The sequence below is a fragment of the Shouchella oshimensis genome (assembly GCF_004375095.1).
Classification (GTDB): Bacteria; Bacillota; Bacilli; order Bacillales; family Bacillaceae_D; genus Shouchella; species Shouchella oshimensis.
Window position 1 is genome coordinate 1,082,122 of record NZ_SNUX01000001.1, and the last position, 16,345, is coordinate 1,098,466.

A 16,345-nucleotide genomic window follows, 5' to 3' on the forward strand; every position below is an offset into this window, starting at 1 on the left:
AGTGTATGAACTAGATAATACATACAGGAGGCTTGTTATGTCGATTATTAAGCTTATGATGTTTGAGTACAAACGCATTTGGAAGCTCTACCTTGCTTTGGTAATAGCTGTTACCTGCGTTCAATTGTTCTCTATATGGTACGGCTCCTATACCTATGCGGAGATGTATAAAGAACTGGCAAGAGAAAGTGGCCGTACATACTATCAAATTGCCCAGCAAGATGGAATATCCTTTATCCATGTCTTTCACAGCTTCCCTACCATTGCTTCTATCATGGTGTCCATTGCTGCTCTGTTGCTTTATAGCTGCTTCATTTGGTACAGAGATTGGGTTGGGAAATATCCGATGGCACAGCGACTTTTAACACTCCCTATTCACCGATCGGCTCTTTACTTTTCAAAATTAGGTACGATTTTCAGTCTTGTCTTAGGTATGATTGCACTTCAATATCTTATTATTCTTGGTGGAATTGGACTCGTTCACTTAACTGTACCTAGCGAATTTTTACAAAACAACGGACTTGCACTTTCATCAATTGCTACATTTGCACAAGTCTATCCGGTTATTTTACCTCTTTCATTTAAAGCCTTTTTGTTAATGTATGGAACTGGCCTCACGTTCTTAACCGTATTATTTACTGCTATCGTCATTGAACGATCGTTTCGGATAAAAGGATGGTTTATTGGTGCAGCTTATATGGCTTTAGCAGTGGGAATAAATGGACTTGGTACCTATACATCAATGAAATTCCATTTGTTTGAAAGAGAAGTCTATCTTGTATTCGGCTGCACATTAGTAGCCACAAGCATTCTTTCTAGTCTGTTATGTATCTATCTCTTACAACGAAAGGTGACGGTTTAATGAGGCAGAGACGGTATTTTTTTCTTAGTTTCTTTCTGTTTTTTATTATGGCTACATTCATAACGGTTTTTACCGTTAACGCATATGAAAAACGATTTGTTCAGCATCCTCTTGAATGGGAGCTTGTTGAGGGGGATCGCCATTTTCTAGACCAGCTTTCATTTGAAGGCTATGGAATAGGAGATTCTTCTCGTTCATACCTATTCCAAAAAGAATCTGATTCAATTACTTATAGCCCTATTCATCAATCACTTGATGGCCACATGGGCTATAGCGCGCAAGCTGAACACATTTTACACGAGGATCGAAGATTTTTCAGGCTTCCACCTATGGAACGAAACCTTGTACTAGAAAGCGAGGACTACTTGGTTGCTGTTGGATCAAAGGATTCCTACGATGATGGGTACAAACAATTTCTAACGATTCATTCTAAGGAAAAACTAGGGAAAGAAAAAGAACCACTATTTATCCCTATTGATCAACTTTACTTTTCAAACCTTAATGGCATCATTCAAGGAGATCGACTCCTTCTTTTAGCTGGAGACTATACGTACCTAGAAGAAGAAGGCTTTCTTAATGCATACGAAATTGATTTAGCAACAAATACAGTGGTTCATTCAGATACCATAGTGGGTCCACAATTTATCGAGGGACTAGGAGCAGAATTTGAGGATTTCCTATATACATATGAACCTCATACTGTTACATTCCATCCAGATCAGCCTATAGCCATTTACATCCATAAGCGTTCAGACGGAAGAATGGGATACAGCATTTATCACTTTCAATCACAAAACCTCTTTACACTTGAGACAAGTCAAACCTATCAAGATACATTGATTACGCCTTCACCTGACGGTTTTCACCTTTTAGAAAAACGAAATTCGAAAGGACATTTACTAACCGTCGCATTAAATGATGATGGCATCGTTTCTGAAGAACTGCTTGAATTAGATTTACCTGCTTTGCGTCTTACAAGTACCTTTGCTTATCAGAACCATCAGCTTGCGTTGCTTCGTCAGGAAGATGGATCAGAATATCAATTAGAACTCTTTCATGTTTCGGATAACAATTCATTACTATCAGCAAAACTACCAATTGAAAAAGAGCATGGAATTGTTCAGATTACATCTATGCAGTTAGAAGAATAAGGGGGACCGAAAAAGACATGAACATATTGTTTAACAACCGTGAACCCGTCTACATTCAAGTCATTCGACATTTTAAAGAACAAATTGCACTCGGTCATTTAGTTGCTGGCCAAGAGATCCCCTCTCGTCGCGAGCTTGGCTCAACGTTAAAGATTAATCCGAACACCGCCCAACGTGCTTATAAAGAAATGGAGGAACAACAATTGATTGAAACGGAACGGAATAAACCAAGTCGTATTACGCAAGATCAACAGGTTCTAAATCAAATACGAGCGGAGCTGATTCACGAATCCGTCGACCTCTTTCTTGATTCGATGAAGACAATTAATGTCTCTGTTGATGAGCTCATTTCAATCATTCGGAAGCGTTATGAAGACGGAGGCACATCCTATGATTCGCGTTGATAAGCTCTCCAAATCATTTGGTCGTAAGGTGATTTTTGATCAAGTTAGTTTCACTGCTGAAAAAGGAGAAATTACCTGTTTAATCGGCATTAACGGAGTAGGAAAAACAACGTTACTAAAAGCGATTGCGCACTTAACGCCTGTTAACAGTGGCAAGGTTACAATAAACGGTGAGCCGCTACGAGCACAACAGTATCGTGACATTGTCTTTATTCCAGATGTACTTCCTATGGCACCTAGTTTTTCCATCCAAGAAGCCATTGACTTTATGAAAGACTTTTATCCAAATTGGAATGATGCGCGATGTAGCGACCTACTTACATTTTTTAAACTTGATCAGCTTCAAAAGCTTAGTCATTTATCAAAAGGAAATGTTGCAAAAGTCAATCTCGTTCTCGGTTTATCCGTAGACGCCCATTACATTTTAATGGATGAGCCTTTCTCTGGAATTGACATTTTTAGTCGAGAAGAAATCGCTTCGCTCTTTTCAAGTGGGTTTCTTGAAGACAAAGGCATCTTAGTAACGACTCACGAAATACGTGATATTGAACATCTAATTGATAAGGCCATATTATTAAAGGATGGGACAGTAGCGAAAGAGTTCTATACAGAGGATTTACGCTTTGAAGAAGGCAAATCGATTGAAGATGCGATGAGGGAAATCTATGTAAACCATGGCTAGAGGGTTACCCTCTAGCCACTTCTTTTACTTGATAATCTGTTGCAACATGAAAGCCTTTCTCTTTGACCTCTTCGATTGGAAAGGTCTCATCTAAATGCATGCAGCATATTGAACGACGCTTTTCTGTTGGAATTAGGCTTTCTAGCTTTGTTAGCGAAAGATGCACGTTCCCAGGATAATCTAAAAAGGATGTATCTTGATAAACCATCTGATAATAATCTTCCTTTATTCGGTTTAAAACAGATTGAGGTATATCTTTTGCATCTCCACTATAATAAAAATGTTCGTTTTTCGTTTCGTGTACACATTCATAGCTATAACATTCCAAATGCGGAGCGTGTTCAGCAGGAAGTGCCGTTACATTATATGGTCCAAAAGTAGAACCTTCCTCTAATGGTTGCCATATCGCCTGTCCTTCTTCAACTCCCATACGCATCACTAAGTCTTTTGCATGCATCAACAAGGTTCGTGGTGCTTTAATGCAAAGTTTCGCCTTAAATGCAGGTGCCATTTTTATATACGAATAAAAAATCAAGTCTCCTAATGAACCAATATGGTCGGGATGGGTATGGGTTAATAAGATCGTTATTTTTTCAACATTTTCTAAGACACCAAAGCGAAGAAGCCGTTCAAATGTCGCACTTCCACAGTCGAACATACCTAACTCACCTTGATGATAAAAATACCCGCCGTTGTTTCCTAACGCTGTATGAAAAGCACTACCGCATCCTATAAACGTTAGTGGGTATGTGAATCCTTCATTTGACAATGGCTATCCATCCTCTCTTTTTTAAAAAGCATTTGCGTTGCTGTCTTGTTCACTTTATAGTAAAACAAAGAGCAATTTATTAAAAGGGTGCGATTCAACAATGAAAGTAAAAAGTGGTGTGGAGCAAGCGGTCTGTATACTTGTTATGCTTGCAACGCAATCAAATCAACAATATGTTAAAAGCGATACCATCTCGACACGATTGAATGTTTCACCTTCTTATTTAAAGAAAGTGATGCGCAAGCTTGTCGTTCACGAATTAATTAAATCGACACCAGGGAATAGCGGTGGATTTTCATTAGCTCGACCAGCCGAGTCGATTACAATGCTTGATATTGTGGGGGCTATTGAAGGAGAAGGCTCTTTTATGAGATCAGAAGGTTTAATTGAACGAGTCTTTCCAGAAACTGATGCTGCTAAAATTGGATCTCTACAGCTTGAAGCCATTTTTTCTGATGCACAAGATGCTTATTTTCATTCATTAAAAAAAGTCACATTAAAAGATGCTCTGCTGTCAACATTGAATCGAGAAAGCATTCACCTTGTGGATTGGAACGATTCTTTTGGACAAACAGATATTAAAAAACTTCAGAAAGAACGTTAAGAAAAGGAGCTATCCTGTTGTTTAGTCGCAAAACCATTCTTGTTTTACTCCTTCTTTTCGTCGTAGCCATCTTTTTTTTCTACACACAAAACCACAGAATCGTATTATCCAGTCATACGATTGAAGTGCCACAAATGGATTCTACTCACAATGGGATCACCATCGTCCATTTATCTGATCTACATTCAGCAGAATTCGGTGAAAAAAATGAACGGCTCCTACAAAACGTAGAGCAACAAGAGCCAAGCTTCATTTTCATGACCGGAGATTTAATTGATTCCTATACGTCGAACAATGGAGAAGGCGTTGATTTAATGAGGGAATTGGTGTCTATTGCTCCAACCTATTATGTAACCGGTAACCATGAATGGCGCTTAGGTATTGTTGAGGAGTTAGAAGAGACACTTGTTGAGATCGGCGTAACGGTTTTAAGAAACGAAGCATTCACAATAGAGCATGAAGGGTTTTCTTTTCAACTAGTCGGTATCGATGATCCTGATTCTAGAGGAACGGCATCTCCAGAAGAGATTGTAAAGGACTTGTTGAATGAAGCGATTCCATCTAGTGCAACAGATTCATTCACAATACTCTTATCCCACCGACCTGAAGTATTTTCTATCTATCAAGATACACATGCTGATTTGGTGTTTTCAGGTCATGCTCATGGAGGACAAGTTCGACTTCCACTTATCGGTGGTATCCTTGCTCCTGGGCAGGGGCTATTCCCTGACTATAGTGAAGGAATATATGAAGAAAAGAATACAAAAATGATTGTAAGTAGAGGCTTAGGAAACAGCCTTTTCCCCCTTCGTTTATTTAACCGACCTGAAGTCATTCGAATTGATTTACAGCCACTTTCTTAGGTAATCAAAAACACACTCCGATGTTTAACGGAGTGTGTTTTCAGTTAGATAGCTTTGATAAACTGTTTTGCAGTCTCAATGGATGATTGTGGATTTTGACCTGTTACAAGCTTCCCATCAGTATATACATTTTCTTCCCAATCACCTTTCCCTACGAATTGTGCGCCTTCTTTTCTCAGACGGGTTTCTAATAGGAATGGCATTTGATTGACTAATTCAACGCCTTCTTCTTCTGTGTTTGTGAAGGAAGTTACTTTTCGGTTTTCAACAAGGAATTGTCCATTTTCGAGCAATACACCTGTTAAAGCTGCCGGTCCGTGACAGACAGCGCCAATCACTTTATCTGCTTCATAAAAGTCACGTAGTAACTGCTGGAGTTTTGGATTGTCCGCTAAATCAAACATCGCCCCATGCCCACCAGGCATAAAGATACCATCATAATCAGCTGATTGAATGTCATCTAATGAGACGGTTCGTTTCAGCATTTCTGCTAATTCATGCCATTGTTCAGGAATAGTGCCATTCTCTAAGCTGGCATCGTCAATTGGTGACTCGCCACCCTTTGGACTTGCAACTGTTACATGGTAACCGGCTTTAGTAAATTCTTCATACGGCTCTGTAAACTCCGATAACCAAATTCCTGCAAACTGTTCATTATTCATTTTAGCGCCGTTTGTTACGACCATTAGTAGTTGTTTTGTACTCAAGATGACCTCTCCCTTTTCTTATGCTACTCTTCTCTTCCCTTACCGTTTCTTCATTAAACAATAAAAAGAATTCATGCTAAATGTTAAGCCTCTCCTCACCTGCAATTACATAAAAAAAGAGATGCTATTAAGGTTAGAAACCTTAACGAACACCTCTCTCCGTTAATTTAACACGTTCATTCGGATGGCATGTGCAACGCCATCTTCGTTATTTGACTTTGTAATAAAGTCAGCAGCTTCCTTTAATTCGGGGATGGCATTTTCCATTGCTACGCCACAGCCTGCGAATTGTATCATCGACAAGTCATTTCCATTGTCACCAATGCACATCACTTCTTCTCGGGTGATGCCAAGCTTCCTTGCCAGGTGTTTGACTGCATTCCCTTTACTTGCCTCTGGATGGAGAATTTCCAAGAAAAAAGGAGCGCTTTGCACCATTTCATAACGTTCTTTTAACGAATCTGGAATTGCCGCTTTTGTTTCCTCGAGTCGAGATGGTTCATCAATGAACATGACCTTTGGTATGACAATATCGTTATCCAGTTCTTCCTTTGTTCGAAAACTTAAAGGCACTTGTGTAACGTACGATTCGTAAATGGTATAAGGTGAAACATCCTTATCAAATGTGTATAACTTAGCTTGATCAAAGAAATGCATCGGTGTTTGAAGAGCTCTCGCTGTAGCAGACAATTCAAGTAAATCTTCATAATCTAATGTTAGGGAGACAACATTTTCATTTGTATGCGTGTTTTGTACAAGTGAACCGTTGTAGGCAATCACATAATCATCTTCATCCGTCAATTCTAATTCTTTTAAATAACGTGTAACTCCCCCAATAGGTCTCCCTGTACATAAAACAACCGTTACTCCTGCTGCTTTAGCCTCTTGTAACGCAGCTTTTACTCCTGGTGTTACGTGATGTTGATCATTTAACAATGTTCCATCCATATCAATGGCAATTAATTTATACATCTCTCTACTCCACTCCTTATTTACGAGCGAACTTATTGAAACAACGTGCTAACAGATTGTTCCTTATAAATTCGATAGATCGCATCAGCTAGCAAACCGGCCATTGATAAAATGGTCATATTATCAAGCTGTTTTTCTATAGGTAATTCAATCGTATTCGTCACAACAATTTCTTTTATTGGTGCAATGGCTAGCCGCTCGATTGCTGGTCCTGTCAATACTGGATGGGTACAACACGTGTACACATCTTTCGCACCGTTTTCCACCAAAGAATGGGCAGCTAATGTTACCGTTGCTGCTGTATCAATGAGATCATCAATAATAATGGCATCCATTCCTTTTACTTCACCTACGATGTCAATTGCTTGAGCAAACCCTGGTTCAGGTTGACGCTTATCGACAAAAGCAATTGGTGCATCAATATATTCGGCTAGCTTTCTTGCTCTTCCTAAACCCGATGTATTTGGAGCAACGACAACAGGATTCACAAGATTTTTCTTGATATAATGCTGTGCCAGCAGCGGTATTCCTTGCAGTGGATCCACAGGAATATTAAAGAAACCTTGAATTTGTGGAGCATGTAAATCGACTGTAACAACTCGGTCTGCTCCCGCAGTTTCAAGCAGATTCGCAATAAGCTTTGCAGCTATTGGCTCCCGAGAACGGGCTTTTCGATCCTGTCTAGCATACCCAAAGTAAGGGATCACAACATTAATTTCCCCTGCTGAAGCTCGTTTTAATGCATCAATCATAATGAGTAATTCAATAACATGCTCATTTCCGGGCTGAGAAGTTGATTGTAAAATAAATACCTTAGCCCCACGTACACTTTCTTGAATATGAATTTGCACTTCTCCGTCACTAAAGCGATTCACTGTGCATTCCCCTATTGTACAACCAAGTTGATCGGCAACTTCTTGCGTTAACAATGGGTTTGATTGAATGGTAAACAGTTTAAATTTATCGTTCATCACATAACTCACGAGACCGCCTCCTACTCGTCCTAAAATCGTCTTAATTGTAGCTTACTTTCGAACGGAATACAAAGTGTTGCACTAAAAAAAGCGTTCCTCTAATAAGAAGAACACTTTCACTCTTAAAAACCTCTTGTCGTCATAGACAATGGCAATATTTCAGGGATGTTGCATGTACTCATCATTTGATAATGCTTTTCTTCTCTCGACGAACGTAAAATGCCATGCATCGCTTCAAGCACATGATAAGCTAGTGCATCACTCGCACGATGCGCACGCTTTTCCTTAATTGCCGCAACCATATCGACCACACCCAGACCCCGACTATTTTCTTGAAAACCATACGTAAGCGGTACTTCTTGAAACGCAACCTCCCCTTGTTTCTTGAAGAAGAGAGGCCCTCCAAATGTATTTGGATCTGGCAATATGAGAGAACCTCTTGTGCCGTGTATTTCTAAATTGGGTGTCTGTGATCCCCATACATCAAAGCTCGTAATGAGCGTTCCGATTGTTCCATTCTCAAAGTCTACTATACTAGACAAATGTGTCTCTACCTCTACTTGCATTGTTTCACCAAAACGAGGAAGGGACGTAATTTTACGTTCCTCAAATGCCTTTCCTGTAGAGGATGTAAGTCGCTTGATCGGACCTAGTATGGATACAAGTGCTGTTAAGTAATAAGGACCCATATCGAATAAAGGACCCGCCCCTTCTTTATAAAAGAAGTCCGGGTTCGGATGCCAGCTCTCAGGTCCATGACTCATCATAAATCCATTAGCAGATACTGGTTTACCAATCCACCCATCTTCTATGAGTTTTTTTGCAGTCTGAAGCCCGCCCCCTAAAAAGGTATCTGGAGCAGCACCTAAATAAAGATTTTTTTCTCGAGCTAGTTTTCTAATCTCATCAGCTTCTTCTAAAGATAAGGCTAACGGCTTTTCACCATATGCATGTTTTCCAGCTTCTAATGCTCGTTTATGAACGGCGTAATGCGCAGATGGAATCGTTAAGTTAATAACAAGCTCAATTCGCTCATCTTGAAAGAAATCATCCATTGATAAAGCTTCTATTCCTTCGTAATCAGCTGCTTTTTGAGTTGCTTGAGCAAAATTTAAATCGGTACAGGCAATAATTTGTATATCATCAAACCGATTATTTAATTGAAAATAGATATCGCTAATATTCCCACAACCAACTACTCCAGCTTTTATAACGCTCACGTAAAATCCACTCCCTTAAAATGCTAACGTTTATTATAGCGCTTTCAAGAACAAACAACAATAACACATATCGTATACACAAAAAAGCACTAGGAGACGCCTGTCCATTAGACATACGTCTCTCTAGTACTTTTCTTCATTGCTTACGGCCAGTAGTAGCCTCCACCCGTTGTTTCTGCTCGACTGTCAACGTGAGTAAACGTCTGATAAATAATAATGCCGCTAAACCCACAAGTCCGTGCAGTATTCGCTTTTCTTGTTGGTGTTGTTGACGATGAGACATCTGCTGCTGACCCATATAGATGTTGACTGTTACTAGCTCCACCTACGCTTGAATTATGACTCCGACTACGAAAGCCCGAATTAATCGTTAATGGAATGTTCCCTAACTTACGCCTCTTTGCCTCAAGTTTGTACATCAACCGACGAACATTTTCTTGTACTTGAGTAGCTGATACCGCGCCTCCTGAAAACCTTGATCCATCTCGTGAATGAAACTCACTCCAATTAAAATGTCTAGTTGATCCATCAGCTGCTTCAAGGTTGTTTAACGCAGTATGCGTTTGTGGACCTGCCACCCCATCAGCAGATAAATTGTAGCTTGCTTGAAACCGGCGAACAGCTCCTTCTGTTGCTGGTCCAAATTGACCATCAACAGTAATATGAGTTCGGCTTGATGTTGCAGCTGCATAGCCAGCTACCCGAATTTGTAATTCTCGAACGTCATTACCACTCATGCCATTTCTTAATGTTCTCGTCCATTGATACGCCATTTCTTTACCCCTCTTCTTTTGTTTTCGCAAGCGCCTGCTGTTTTTTAAAGAGAAGTAAATAGAGAAAAATAAAACGATGTAAAAAACTTTTCACCTTCCTTTCTTTACGATATAATGAATGAATAATCATTCATATAAAAGGGGGTTTTTGCATGACGACAGAAGAAAAGTTATATGCCCTTGCAGATCAAATAAACAATGACCCTGTGCACATTCGTGATCTTAATCGCACGTATCAATTTGAACTAAAACCCGAAGCTTGTTATAGTGTGTTATTTTCCAATGGGACGGTAACGGTTGAGAAAGAACCTATAAAAAAGGAGGAAGCTTGTACGTTGAAATTGAGCGAAGCGAATTTGCACAAGCTATTAGAGGGAAATTGGAATCCTACTGTCGCTTATATGACTGGACAATTAAAAGTAGAAGGCGACGTCCGACACGCTCTAAAACTCCATGAGATCGTCAAACAGTACACAGCGTGAACAAATAAAAACCGACCTCGCTTTATCGAGAGTCGGTTTTTACAAGAAAACTTATTCGTTTGACTTGTTTTTTATTTCACCTTTAGTATCTTGTACTTCGCCTTTAACTTTATCTTTTTTTCCTTCTGCTTGCATTTTTTTATTATTCGTAAGGTTTCCTACTGCATCTTTTACAGCACCTTTTGCTTTATTCCCAACACCTTTTGCTTTGTCTCCAGTTCCGTTATCACTCATGAAAAACGCCTCCTTTTTATCTATTACTCTATATAGACGTTTTTCAAGGTTTCTAAACATGGGTCAAGAAGTCCTCTGTAGACTCCACTGTTGACGCACTTCATCCATTAATGTCATCACGTCCTTTGAAATGCTTATATAGGATTGATCTATTCCACTAACACTCGATTCCATTGCTTTGATTTCATTCATTAAAGCTTCAGCTGAGTGTCCTGCTTTTATAACTTCCGTATTCCCATCATGCCACGTTAATGTAGCTTGTTCAGCACGTGGAAAATCGTCTACTGTGATAAAACCGTTCTCACACGCAATGATTCCTCGCTTTGGCATTTTTCCTCGAAAGGCAAGGGAAATCGTAACAATTTCATCTGTTGATGTCTTTAATACAATGGCTGATTGTTCATCTACGTTTGTTTCAGCTGCTTTCATCGTTGTTAGTACTTGCGTAGGCTGCTCTGAAAGAAAAAAACGAGCAAATGATAACGCGTATGTGCCAATATCTAAAAGCGCACCTCCAGCTAATTCTGGATTATAAAATCGATTACTCGGATCAAAAGGCTTTCGACTTCCAAAAGTTACATTAATCATTTTAACTGGACCTAAACGGTTGCTTGTAATGACATCCCTTAATGCATGATACAAAGGCATATGATAGATGGTCATTGCTTCCATTAAAATAAGGTTGTTCTTTTCAGCAAGCTCAATAAGTTCGTTTAACTCGTCACCATTAATAGTAATCGCTTTTTCACATAATACATGCTTTCCATTCTGAAGAGCTTCTCTTATGTATTCGTGATGACTCGCATGTGGTGTAGCCACATAGATAATATCGACTTTCGGATCTGTCATCAATGATGTATAGTGACCGTACGCTTTCGTAGCACCGTGTTCACTTGCAAACGCCTCGGCTTTTTCAGCTGAACGAGAAGCCACAGCGTATAATTCTCCATGATAGGCGGTTATTGCATGGGCAAAATCTGCTGCAATTGAACCGAGACCAAGAATTCCCCAGTTGTATGTAGTCATAAACAATCACTCCTTCTTTCAATACAATCATTGTACAGAAGACAATAGAGAACGACTACTAAAACGTATTGATTTCCATACCAAGCTACTAGAATTCTATCTTGTCATCCTATATAATGAACTATTGACTTCTTCATTCAGCATACTAGTCGAAAGGGTGGAACACATGGGCATAATTGTCGTAGAAGTCTGTGATGGAAACCTGATGAATCGAGTAGATCTAGAAAATCTATTGGAGTCAGAGTATCCAGAAGTTGCCGTCATGGATAATGAATGCCTTTCTTTTTGCGGGCTTTGTGCAGTTAGACCGTACGCCATTGTAAATGGTACCCGTATTTTCGGTGCCACCGCAGAAGAGTGCATAAAAAAAATAAAACATCGTATTGAGTTAGAGCTCGCAATGTACGAGCTTTGATTTATAAATAAACGTCACGATCCGTGGCGTTTTTTCACTGCTTTTACGTGATAACCACTTACATAGTTGACTACATTTTTCTTTATAGGCAACACTAAAATGATTTTTACCGAATAAATAGGAGTTAAATTAATGTTTGAATTACTTCTTCTTATGCTGGAGAGACTGGGCCTTATCGTTATGCTTGCTTTTATAGCAACGCGACTTCGCTTTTTTCGAAAGATGGCCTCTTCCATTGAGCTAACTATTAAACAAAAAACAACAGCCATTTTTTTCTTCGGTGTGTTTGGCATTATCGGAACCTATTCTGGCGTAACGTTTCAACCAGAATCTCTTGCCTTAGAACGTATCACTTTCGCCATTCCAGATGACGCAGCCATCGCTAATTTTCGTGTGATTGGCGTTATGCTCGCTGGTTTATTTGGAGGTATGAAGGTCGGTTTAGGTGCAGGCTTGATCGCTGGCATTCATCGAATGATGCTTGGAGGGTTTACAGCGGTAGCATGTGGCGTTGCTTCCATTTTAGCTGGTGTATTAGCTGCTTATTATCGCAAAAAAAATCCCCAAGTGATTTATCAGCCATTTCACATTATGATTCTTGGTGGTTTAGCAGAAGCCATGCAAATGGGACTAATTGCCCTTCTCGCTACACCAACAACAAGAGCCATTGAGCTCGTACAGCTTATTGGGATACCAATGATTATTGCAAATGGAATTGGCTGTGTGTTGTTCTTTCTTATTATTCAAAGTGTGTCAAAAGAAGAACAAAAGGCTGGGGCGCTGCAAGCACAGAAAAGTTTACGAATTGCTGAACAAACACTTTCTTATTTAAAGCATGGCCTTAGTGACCGATCTGCTTATAATGTGTGCGCTATTCTGTTTAAGGAATTAAATGCTTGTGCAGTCGCTATAACGGACCGTAACCTTATTTTGTCCCATATTGGTATAGGTGCCGATCACCACAAAGCAAATATGGTGATTCAAACACAGTTAACATCAGAAGTTATTAAGCAAAAAAGAATGATCATTGCTAGTGACGACGAAATTCATTGCAAAGAGCCTCACTGCCCGTTAGGCGCAGCGGTTATTGCACCGCTTATCATTCGAGATAACGTTGTTGGAACGTTAAAATTTTATTATCATTCCAAAAAAGACATTACATCCCTTGAGACTGAAATGCTTTCTGGCCTAACAAAATTGCTAAGCAGTCAGCTTGAATTAGCCGAAGCAGATCGAGCATACCAGCTGGCAAAAGATGCTGAGGTAAACGCACTTCAAGCGCAAATCAGCCCGCATTTTCTCTTTAATACACTCAATACGGTTATTTCACTTATTCGACTCGACCCTACAAAAGCGAGGACGATGCTACACGCTTTGTCGCAATTTTTACGTCATAACGTTTCTGCTACAACCGTGTCTTTACATTCATTAAAAGAAGAATTACAGCATATACAAGCTTATTTATCAATTGAAGAAGTTCGCTTTGAAGATCGTTTATCCGTTACGTATAACATTGAGGATGAACTACAAGCCGTCGCTATCCCCCCATTAACGCTGCAACCTTTAGTGGAAAACGCTGTCAAACATGGCTTTCGCAATAAGCGTTTCAACTGTGAACTTATGATTCACGTATTTCATCATGGTGAACAGGTTGGACTACGTGTACGTGATAATGGTGAAGGCTTCGACAAAACCATGTTAAACCTACAGGAACATGGACAAAAGACTGATTCAAGCACAGGAATTGGTATCTACAATAGTAACAAACGCTTGCAAATGATGTTCGGAGAATCCGCTTCCCTCCAATTCAGCACGGAACAAGGAAAAGGGACCACAGTTGAATGTTATATTCCTAAATCAATTAGAAAGGAGAGGGGATAATGACAATTGCAAAGATACGAACCATCATTGTTGATGATGAAAAGTATGGGCGTGAGGAACTCCATTATTTACTCCAAGTTTTTCCGAACATTGTTATTGTTGGTGAAGCTCAATCCGGTACAGAAGCAATTGCCAAGGTGATGGAATTACAGCCAGATCTGCTCTTTCTTGATATTGAGATGCCAGAGATGAACGGAAAAGAGGTTGCGTCCATCATTAAGCAGATGAAGCAACCACCTTATATTGTATTTGCCACAGCTTATCCTCAGTTCGCTGTTGATGCCTTTCAACTACAAGCAAAAGGCTATCTTGTTAAACCCATTGATGAGGTCCAGCTTGCTGAAACCATTTCACAAGTTGAAAATGCATTCGCTATAAAAAGCACACAGGAAAAAACAAACCCAGCAGCAAAGCTCGCTGTTGATAAAGAGGATACCATTCATTTTCTTGATCCCGAGTCCATTCTTTACGCATATCGAGACGAGAAAAATACAAAAGTCCAAACAAATGTCGCCGCATACGAAAGCAAGTTCACATTAAAAGAATTGGAGCACCGACTCGCTCCTTACGCTTTTTTCCGAGTTCACAAAAGCTATTTAGTGAACACCGCTTACATTTCAGAAATGAATGCATGGTTTAATGGCGCATATCAATTAACGTTAACAGGTGTTTCAGAACAAATACCAGTAAGTCGTAATTATGTTAAACCATTACGAAAAATGATTGAATTGTAGAGCCGACACTTTGGCTCTATTTTTCTGCATGTTAAGCGCTGATTTTGACATGTCACGACAAAATCCGCCATCCTCGTGGGCAATCCCTTACAATACTATTATGAAAACGCATTCACTCATGGTGAAGGGAGAACCTGTATGATTACTTTTTTACTAGCTTTAGTCCTTTTGTTTGTCGGTTATTTTACGTACGGCAAATTCGTAGAACGAGTTTTTCAACCTAAAGCAGATCGTCCAACTCCAGCTTATACACAAGCTGATGGCGTTGATTATTTGCCGATGGGTAAAAATAAAAATGCTTTAATCCAATTAATTAGTATTGCCGGTGTTGGACCTATCTTTGGCCCCATTATGGGAGCACTTTATGGGCCTGTAGCATTCATTTGGATTGTACTAGGCTGTATTTTCGCTGGTGCCGTTCACGATTACTTAACGGGTATGATTTCCATCCGAAACGGTGGTGCTCATTTACCTGAACTGGCAGGTCGCTTCTTAGGAAAAGCGATGAAGCATGTGGTAAACGCTTTCTCTATCTTACTATTACTACTAGTTGGTACTGTGTTCGTTGCATCACCAGCGGACTTACTTTACGATCTTGTAAACGGTTCAGTACCTGTTCTGATTTTTGTTATTTTCATTTTTATTTACTTCTTATTAGCAACGATCTTACCAATTAATAAAATTATCGGAAGTATTTATCCATATATTGGTGCCTTGTTATTATTTAGTACAGTTGGTATTGGGATTGCCCTCGTTTGGCATCAAGCTCCCATCCCAGAGCTATCGTTTGAAAACACACACCCAGCTGGTACGGCTATTTTTCCACTCTTATTCTTAACCATTTCATGTGGAGCTTTATCCGGTTTTCACGCAACACAGTCACCAATTATTTCGCGGACAACCCAGAATGAGAGTCAGGGTCGCAGAATTTTTTACGGAATGATGATTGCAGAAGGCATGATTGCGATGATATGGGCTGCTGCTGCAATGAGCTTATTTGATGGTCCAATTACACTTAATGAGTTAATTAACACAATCGGTACAGGTGGTATTGTGTCTGAAATTTCAACAGCTATGTTAGGACCAATTGTCGGTACACTGGCTATATTAGGTGTTATTATTCTGCCAATTACTTCTGGCGATACGGCTTTCCGTAGTGCAAGAATGATTATCGCCGACTATATAAAAGTGCCGCAAAAGAAGATGATGAACCGAATTTGGATTGCCTTGCCTTTATTCATCATGTCTATTTTCTTAACAACCGTTGATTTCACCATGCTTTGGCAATACTTTAACTGGGCAAATCAATCAACAGCCGTTATTGCACTCTGGATCGGCGCTATGTTCCTATATATTTCTCGTCGAAATTACTGGATTGCTATTTTTCCAGCATGGTTTATGAGCGTAACAGCAACAACATACATTATGAATGCACCAATTGGGTTAAACCTATCCATGCAAACATCTGTCATTATCGGCATCGTGTTCACTATCTTTTTAACGGTCTTGTTCTTCAAGGCTGCAAGCAATCGCCGTGGGAATAATCATCCGTTAGAAGATGATGTATCGGATTGGAAGCAAAGCGCATAATT

At 39.7% G+C, this 16,345-nt stretch carries 19 protein-coding genes; 11 read left to right on the forward strand and 8 right to left on the reverse strand.

The window, feature by feature from the left end; all coding sequences use genetic code 11:
* The first annotated feature begins 37 nt into the window (after positions 1–37).
* From E2L03_RS05630 to E2L03_RS05645, 4 genes are read left to right on the forward strand one after another with little or no spacing between them, the layout of a single operon-like run.
* Positions 38–862, forward strand: a complete 825-nt coding sequence (locus E2L03_RS05630; RefSeq protein WP_038482778.1) for a hypothetical protein — start codon at positions 38–40, stop codon at positions 860–862.
* A gap of 47 nt (positions 863–909) precedes the next feature.
* A complete protein-coding gene (locus tag E2L03_RS05635; RefSeq protein WP_166740194.1) occupies positions 910–2,013 on the forward strand; it encodes a hypothetical protein in 1,104 nt (367 codons plus the stop codon).
* 17 nt (positions 2,014–2,030) lie between these two features.
* On the forward strand, positions 2,031–2,417 hold the full coding sequence (locus E2L03_RS05640) for a GntR family transcriptional regulator (protein ID WP_038482784.1): 387 nt from the start codon (positions 2,031–2,033) through the stop codon (positions 2,415–2,417).
* Positions 2,404–3,099, forward strand: a complete 696-nt coding sequence (locus E2L03_RS05645) for an ATP-binding cassette domain-containing protein (RefSeq protein ID WP_038482786.1) — start codon at positions 2,404–2,406, stop codon at positions 3,097–3,099. The genes E2L03_RS05640 and E2L03_RS05645 overlap by 14 nt, the downstream gene beginning before the upstream one ends.
* 4 nt (positions 3,100–3,103) lie before the next feature.
* Here the strand turns inward: E2L03_RS05645 and E2L03_RS05650 are convergent, their stop codons facing one another.
* Positions 3,104–3,868 (reverse strand): MBL fold metallo-hydrolase, encoded by a 765-nt coding sequence (locus E2L03_RS05650; RefSeq protein ID WP_134258690.1) that lies wholly within the window; start codon positions 3,866–3,868, stop codon positions 3,104–3,106.
* 100 nt (positions 3,869–3,968) lie between these two features.
* On the opposite strand from E2L03_RS05650, the gene E2L03_RS05655 reads away from it, so the two are divergent.
* Positions 3,969–4,472, forward strand: coding sequence for an Rrf2 family transcriptional regulator (locus E2L03_RS05655; protein ID WP_134258691.1), 504 nt, complete (start codon positions 3,969–3,971; stop codon positions 4,470–4,472).
* Between the two features lie 17 nt (positions 4,473–4,489).
* Positions 4,490–5,335: a metallophosphoesterase gene (locus E2L03_RS05660; RefSeq protein ID WP_241741904.1), complete on the forward strand. Its 846-nt coding sequence runs from the start codon at positions 4,490–4,492 to the stop codon at positions 5,333–5,335.
* Positions 5,336–5,379: 44 nt separating this feature from the next.
* Here the strand turns inward: E2L03_RS05660 and E2L03_RS05665 are convergent, their stop codons facing one another.
* The 5 genes from E2L03_RS05665 to E2L03_RS05685 form a co-directional block, all read right to left on the reverse strand.
* Positions 5,380–6,021 (reverse strand): type 1 glutamine amidotransferase domain-containing protein, encoded by a 642-nt coding sequence (locus E2L03_RS05665; RefSeq protein ID WP_038486041.1) that lies wholly within the window; start codon positions 6,019–6,021, stop codon positions 5,380–5,382.
* 183 nt (positions 6,022–6,204) lie between these two features.
* Positions 6,205–7,014 (reverse strand): sugar-phosphatase, encoded by an 810-nt coding sequence (gene yidA, locus E2L03_RS05670; protein WP_095150627.1) that lies wholly within the window; start codon positions 7,012–7,014, stop codon positions 6,205–6,207.
* A gap of 32 nt (positions 7,015–7,046) precedes the next feature.
* The gene (locus E2L03_RS05675) at positions 7,047–7,985 is read right to left on the reverse strand and encodes a ribose-phosphate diphosphokinase (RefSeq protein ID WP_038486043.1); all 939 of its coding nucleotides are present in this window, start codon (positions 7,983–7,985) and stop codon (positions 7,047–7,049) included.
* Between the two features lie 125 nt (positions 7,986–8,110).
* The gene (locus tag E2L03_RS05680) at positions 8,111–9,208 is read right to left on the reverse strand and encodes a Gfo/Idh/MocA family protein (protein WP_134258693.1); all 1,098 of its coding nucleotides are present in this window, start codon (positions 9,206–9,208) and stop codon (positions 8,111–8,113) included.
* Positions 9,209–9,351: 143 nt separating this feature from the next.
* Positions 9,352–9,981: a D-Ala-D-Ala carboxypeptidase family metallohydrolase gene (locus E2L03_RS05685; protein WP_134258694.1), complete on the reverse strand. Its 630-nt coding sequence runs from the start codon at positions 9,979–9,981 to the stop codon at positions 9,352–9,354.
* A 152-nt stretch (positions 9,982–10,133) separates the two neighbouring features.
* Here E2L03_RS05685 and E2L03_RS05690 point away from each other — a divergent pair, with 152 nt between their 5' ends.
* Complete coding sequence (locus E2L03_RS05690) at positions 10,134–10,463, forward strand: SCP2 sterol-binding domain-containing protein (protein WP_134258695.1); 330 nt, start codon at positions 10,134–10,136, stop codon at positions 10,461–10,463.
* Between the two features lie 51 nt (positions 10,464–10,514).
* Here the strand turns inward: E2L03_RS05690 and E2L03_RS05695 are convergent, their stop codons facing one another.
* Positions 10,515–10,697, reverse strand: coding sequence for a CsbD family protein (locus E2L03_RS05695; RefSeq protein WP_038482807.1), 183 nt, complete (start codon positions 10,695–10,697; stop codon positions 10,515–10,517).
* A 63-nt stretch (positions 10,698–10,760) separates the two neighbouring features.
* The gene (locus E2L03_RS05700; RefSeq protein ID WP_134258696.1) at positions 10,761–11,723 is read right to left on the reverse strand and encodes a Gfo/Idh/MocA family protein; all 963 of its coding nucleotides are present in this window, start codon (positions 11,721–11,723) and stop codon (positions 10,761–10,763) included.
* A 166-nt stretch (positions 11,724–11,889) separates the two neighbouring features.
* Between E2L03_RS05700 and E2L03_RS05705 the strand changes: the two genes are divergently transcribed.
* From E2L03_RS05705 to E2L03_RS05720, 4 genes are all read left to right on the forward strand, one after another.
* Entirely contained in the window at positions 11,890–12,138 is a 249-nt protein-coding gene (locus tag E2L03_RS05705) for a YuzB family protein (protein ID WP_134258697.1), read from the forward strand.
* A gap of 132 nt (positions 12,139–12,270) precedes the next feature.
* Positions 12,271–14,019, forward strand: a complete 1,749-nt coding sequence (locus E2L03_RS05710; RefSeq protein ID WP_095150630.1) for a LytS/YhcK type 5TM receptor domain-containing protein — start codon at positions 12,271–12,273, stop codon at positions 14,017–14,019.
* The gene (locus E2L03_RS05715) at positions 14,019–14,753 is read left to right on the forward strand and encodes a LytR/AlgR family response regulator transcription factor (protein ID WP_051667610.1); all 735 of its coding nucleotides are present in this window, start codon (positions 14,019–14,021) and stop codon (positions 14,751–14,753) included. Before E2L03_RS05710 ends, E2L03_RS05715 begins: the two co-directional genes overlap by 1 nt.
* A gap of 138 nt (positions 14,754–14,891) precedes the next feature.
* Positions 14,892–16,343 carry a carbon starvation CstA family protein gene (locus tag E2L03_RS05720; RefSeq protein ID WP_124742456.1) on the forward strand — a complete coding sequence of 484 codons (1,452 nt, stop codon included), beginning with the start codon at positions 14,892–14,894 and terminating at the stop codon, positions 16,341–16,343.
* Positions 16,344–16,345 lie beyond the last annotated feature (2 nt).

Bases quoted from the DNA above. Each gene is read 5' to 3' on its own strand.
- E2L03_RS05710 (WP_095150630.1), top strand. From the start codon at position 12,271: ATGTTTGAATTACTTCTTCTTATGCTGGAGAGACTGGGCCTTATCGTT.
- E2L03_RS05715 (WP_051667610.1), top strand. From the start codon at position 14,019: ATGACAATTGCAAAGATACGAACCATCATTGTTGATGATGAAAAGTAT.
- E2L03_RS05700 (WP_134258696.1), bottom strand. From the start codon at position 11,723: ATGACTACATACAACTGGGGAATTCTTGGTCTCGGTTCAATTGCAGCA.
- E2L03_RS05695 (WP_038482807.1), bottom strand. From the start codon at position 10,697: ATGAGTGATAACGGAACTGGAGACAAAGCAAAAGGTGTTGGGAATAAA.
- E2L03_RS05645 (WP_038482786.1), top strand. From the start codon at position 2,404: ATGATTCGCGTTGATAAGCTCTCCAAATCATTTGGTCGTAAGGTGATT.
- E2L03_RS05635 (WP_166740194.1), top strand. From the start codon at position 910: ATGGCTACATTCATAACGGTTTTTACCGTTAACGCATATGAAAAACGA.
- E2L03_RS05665 (WP_038486041.1), bottom strand. From the start codon at position 6,021: ATGGTCGTAACAAACGGCGCTAAAATGAATAATGAACAGTTTGCAGGA.
- E2L03_RS05705 (WP_134258697.1), top strand. From the start codon at position 11,890: ATGGGCATAATTGTCGTAGAAGTCTGTGATGGAAACCTGATGAATCGA.
- E2L03_RS05685 (WP_134258694.1), bottom strand. From the start codon at position 9,981: ATGGCGTATCAATGGACGAGAACATTAAGAAATGGCATGAGTGGTAAT.
- E2L03_RS05720 (WP_124742456.1), top strand. From the start codon at position 14,892: ATGATTACTTTTTTACTAGCTTTAGTCCTTTTGTTTGTCGGTTATTTT.
- E2L03_RS05640 (WP_038482784.1), top strand. From the start codon at position 2,031: ATGAACATATTGTTTAACAACCGTGAACCCGTCTACATTCAAGTCATT.
- E2L03_RS05630 (WP_038482778.1), top strand. From the start codon at position 38: ATGTCGATTATTAAGCTTATGATGTTTGAGTACAAACGCATTTGGAAG.
- E2L03_RS05675 (WP_038486043.1), bottom strand. From the start codon at position 7,985: ATGAACGATAAATTTAAACTGTTTACCATTCAATCAAACCCATTGTTA.
- E2L03_RS05655 (WP_134258691.1), top strand. From the start codon at position 3,969: ATGAAAGTAAAAAGTGGTGTGGAGCAAGCGGTCTGTATACTTGTTATG.
- yidA (WP_095150627.1), bottom strand. From the start codon at position 7,014: ATGTATAAATTAATTGCCATTGATATGGATGGAACATTGTTAAATGAT.
- E2L03_RS05690 (WP_134258695.1), top strand. From the start codon at position 10,134: ATGACGACAGAAGAAAAGTTATATGCCCTTGCAGATCAAATAAACAAT.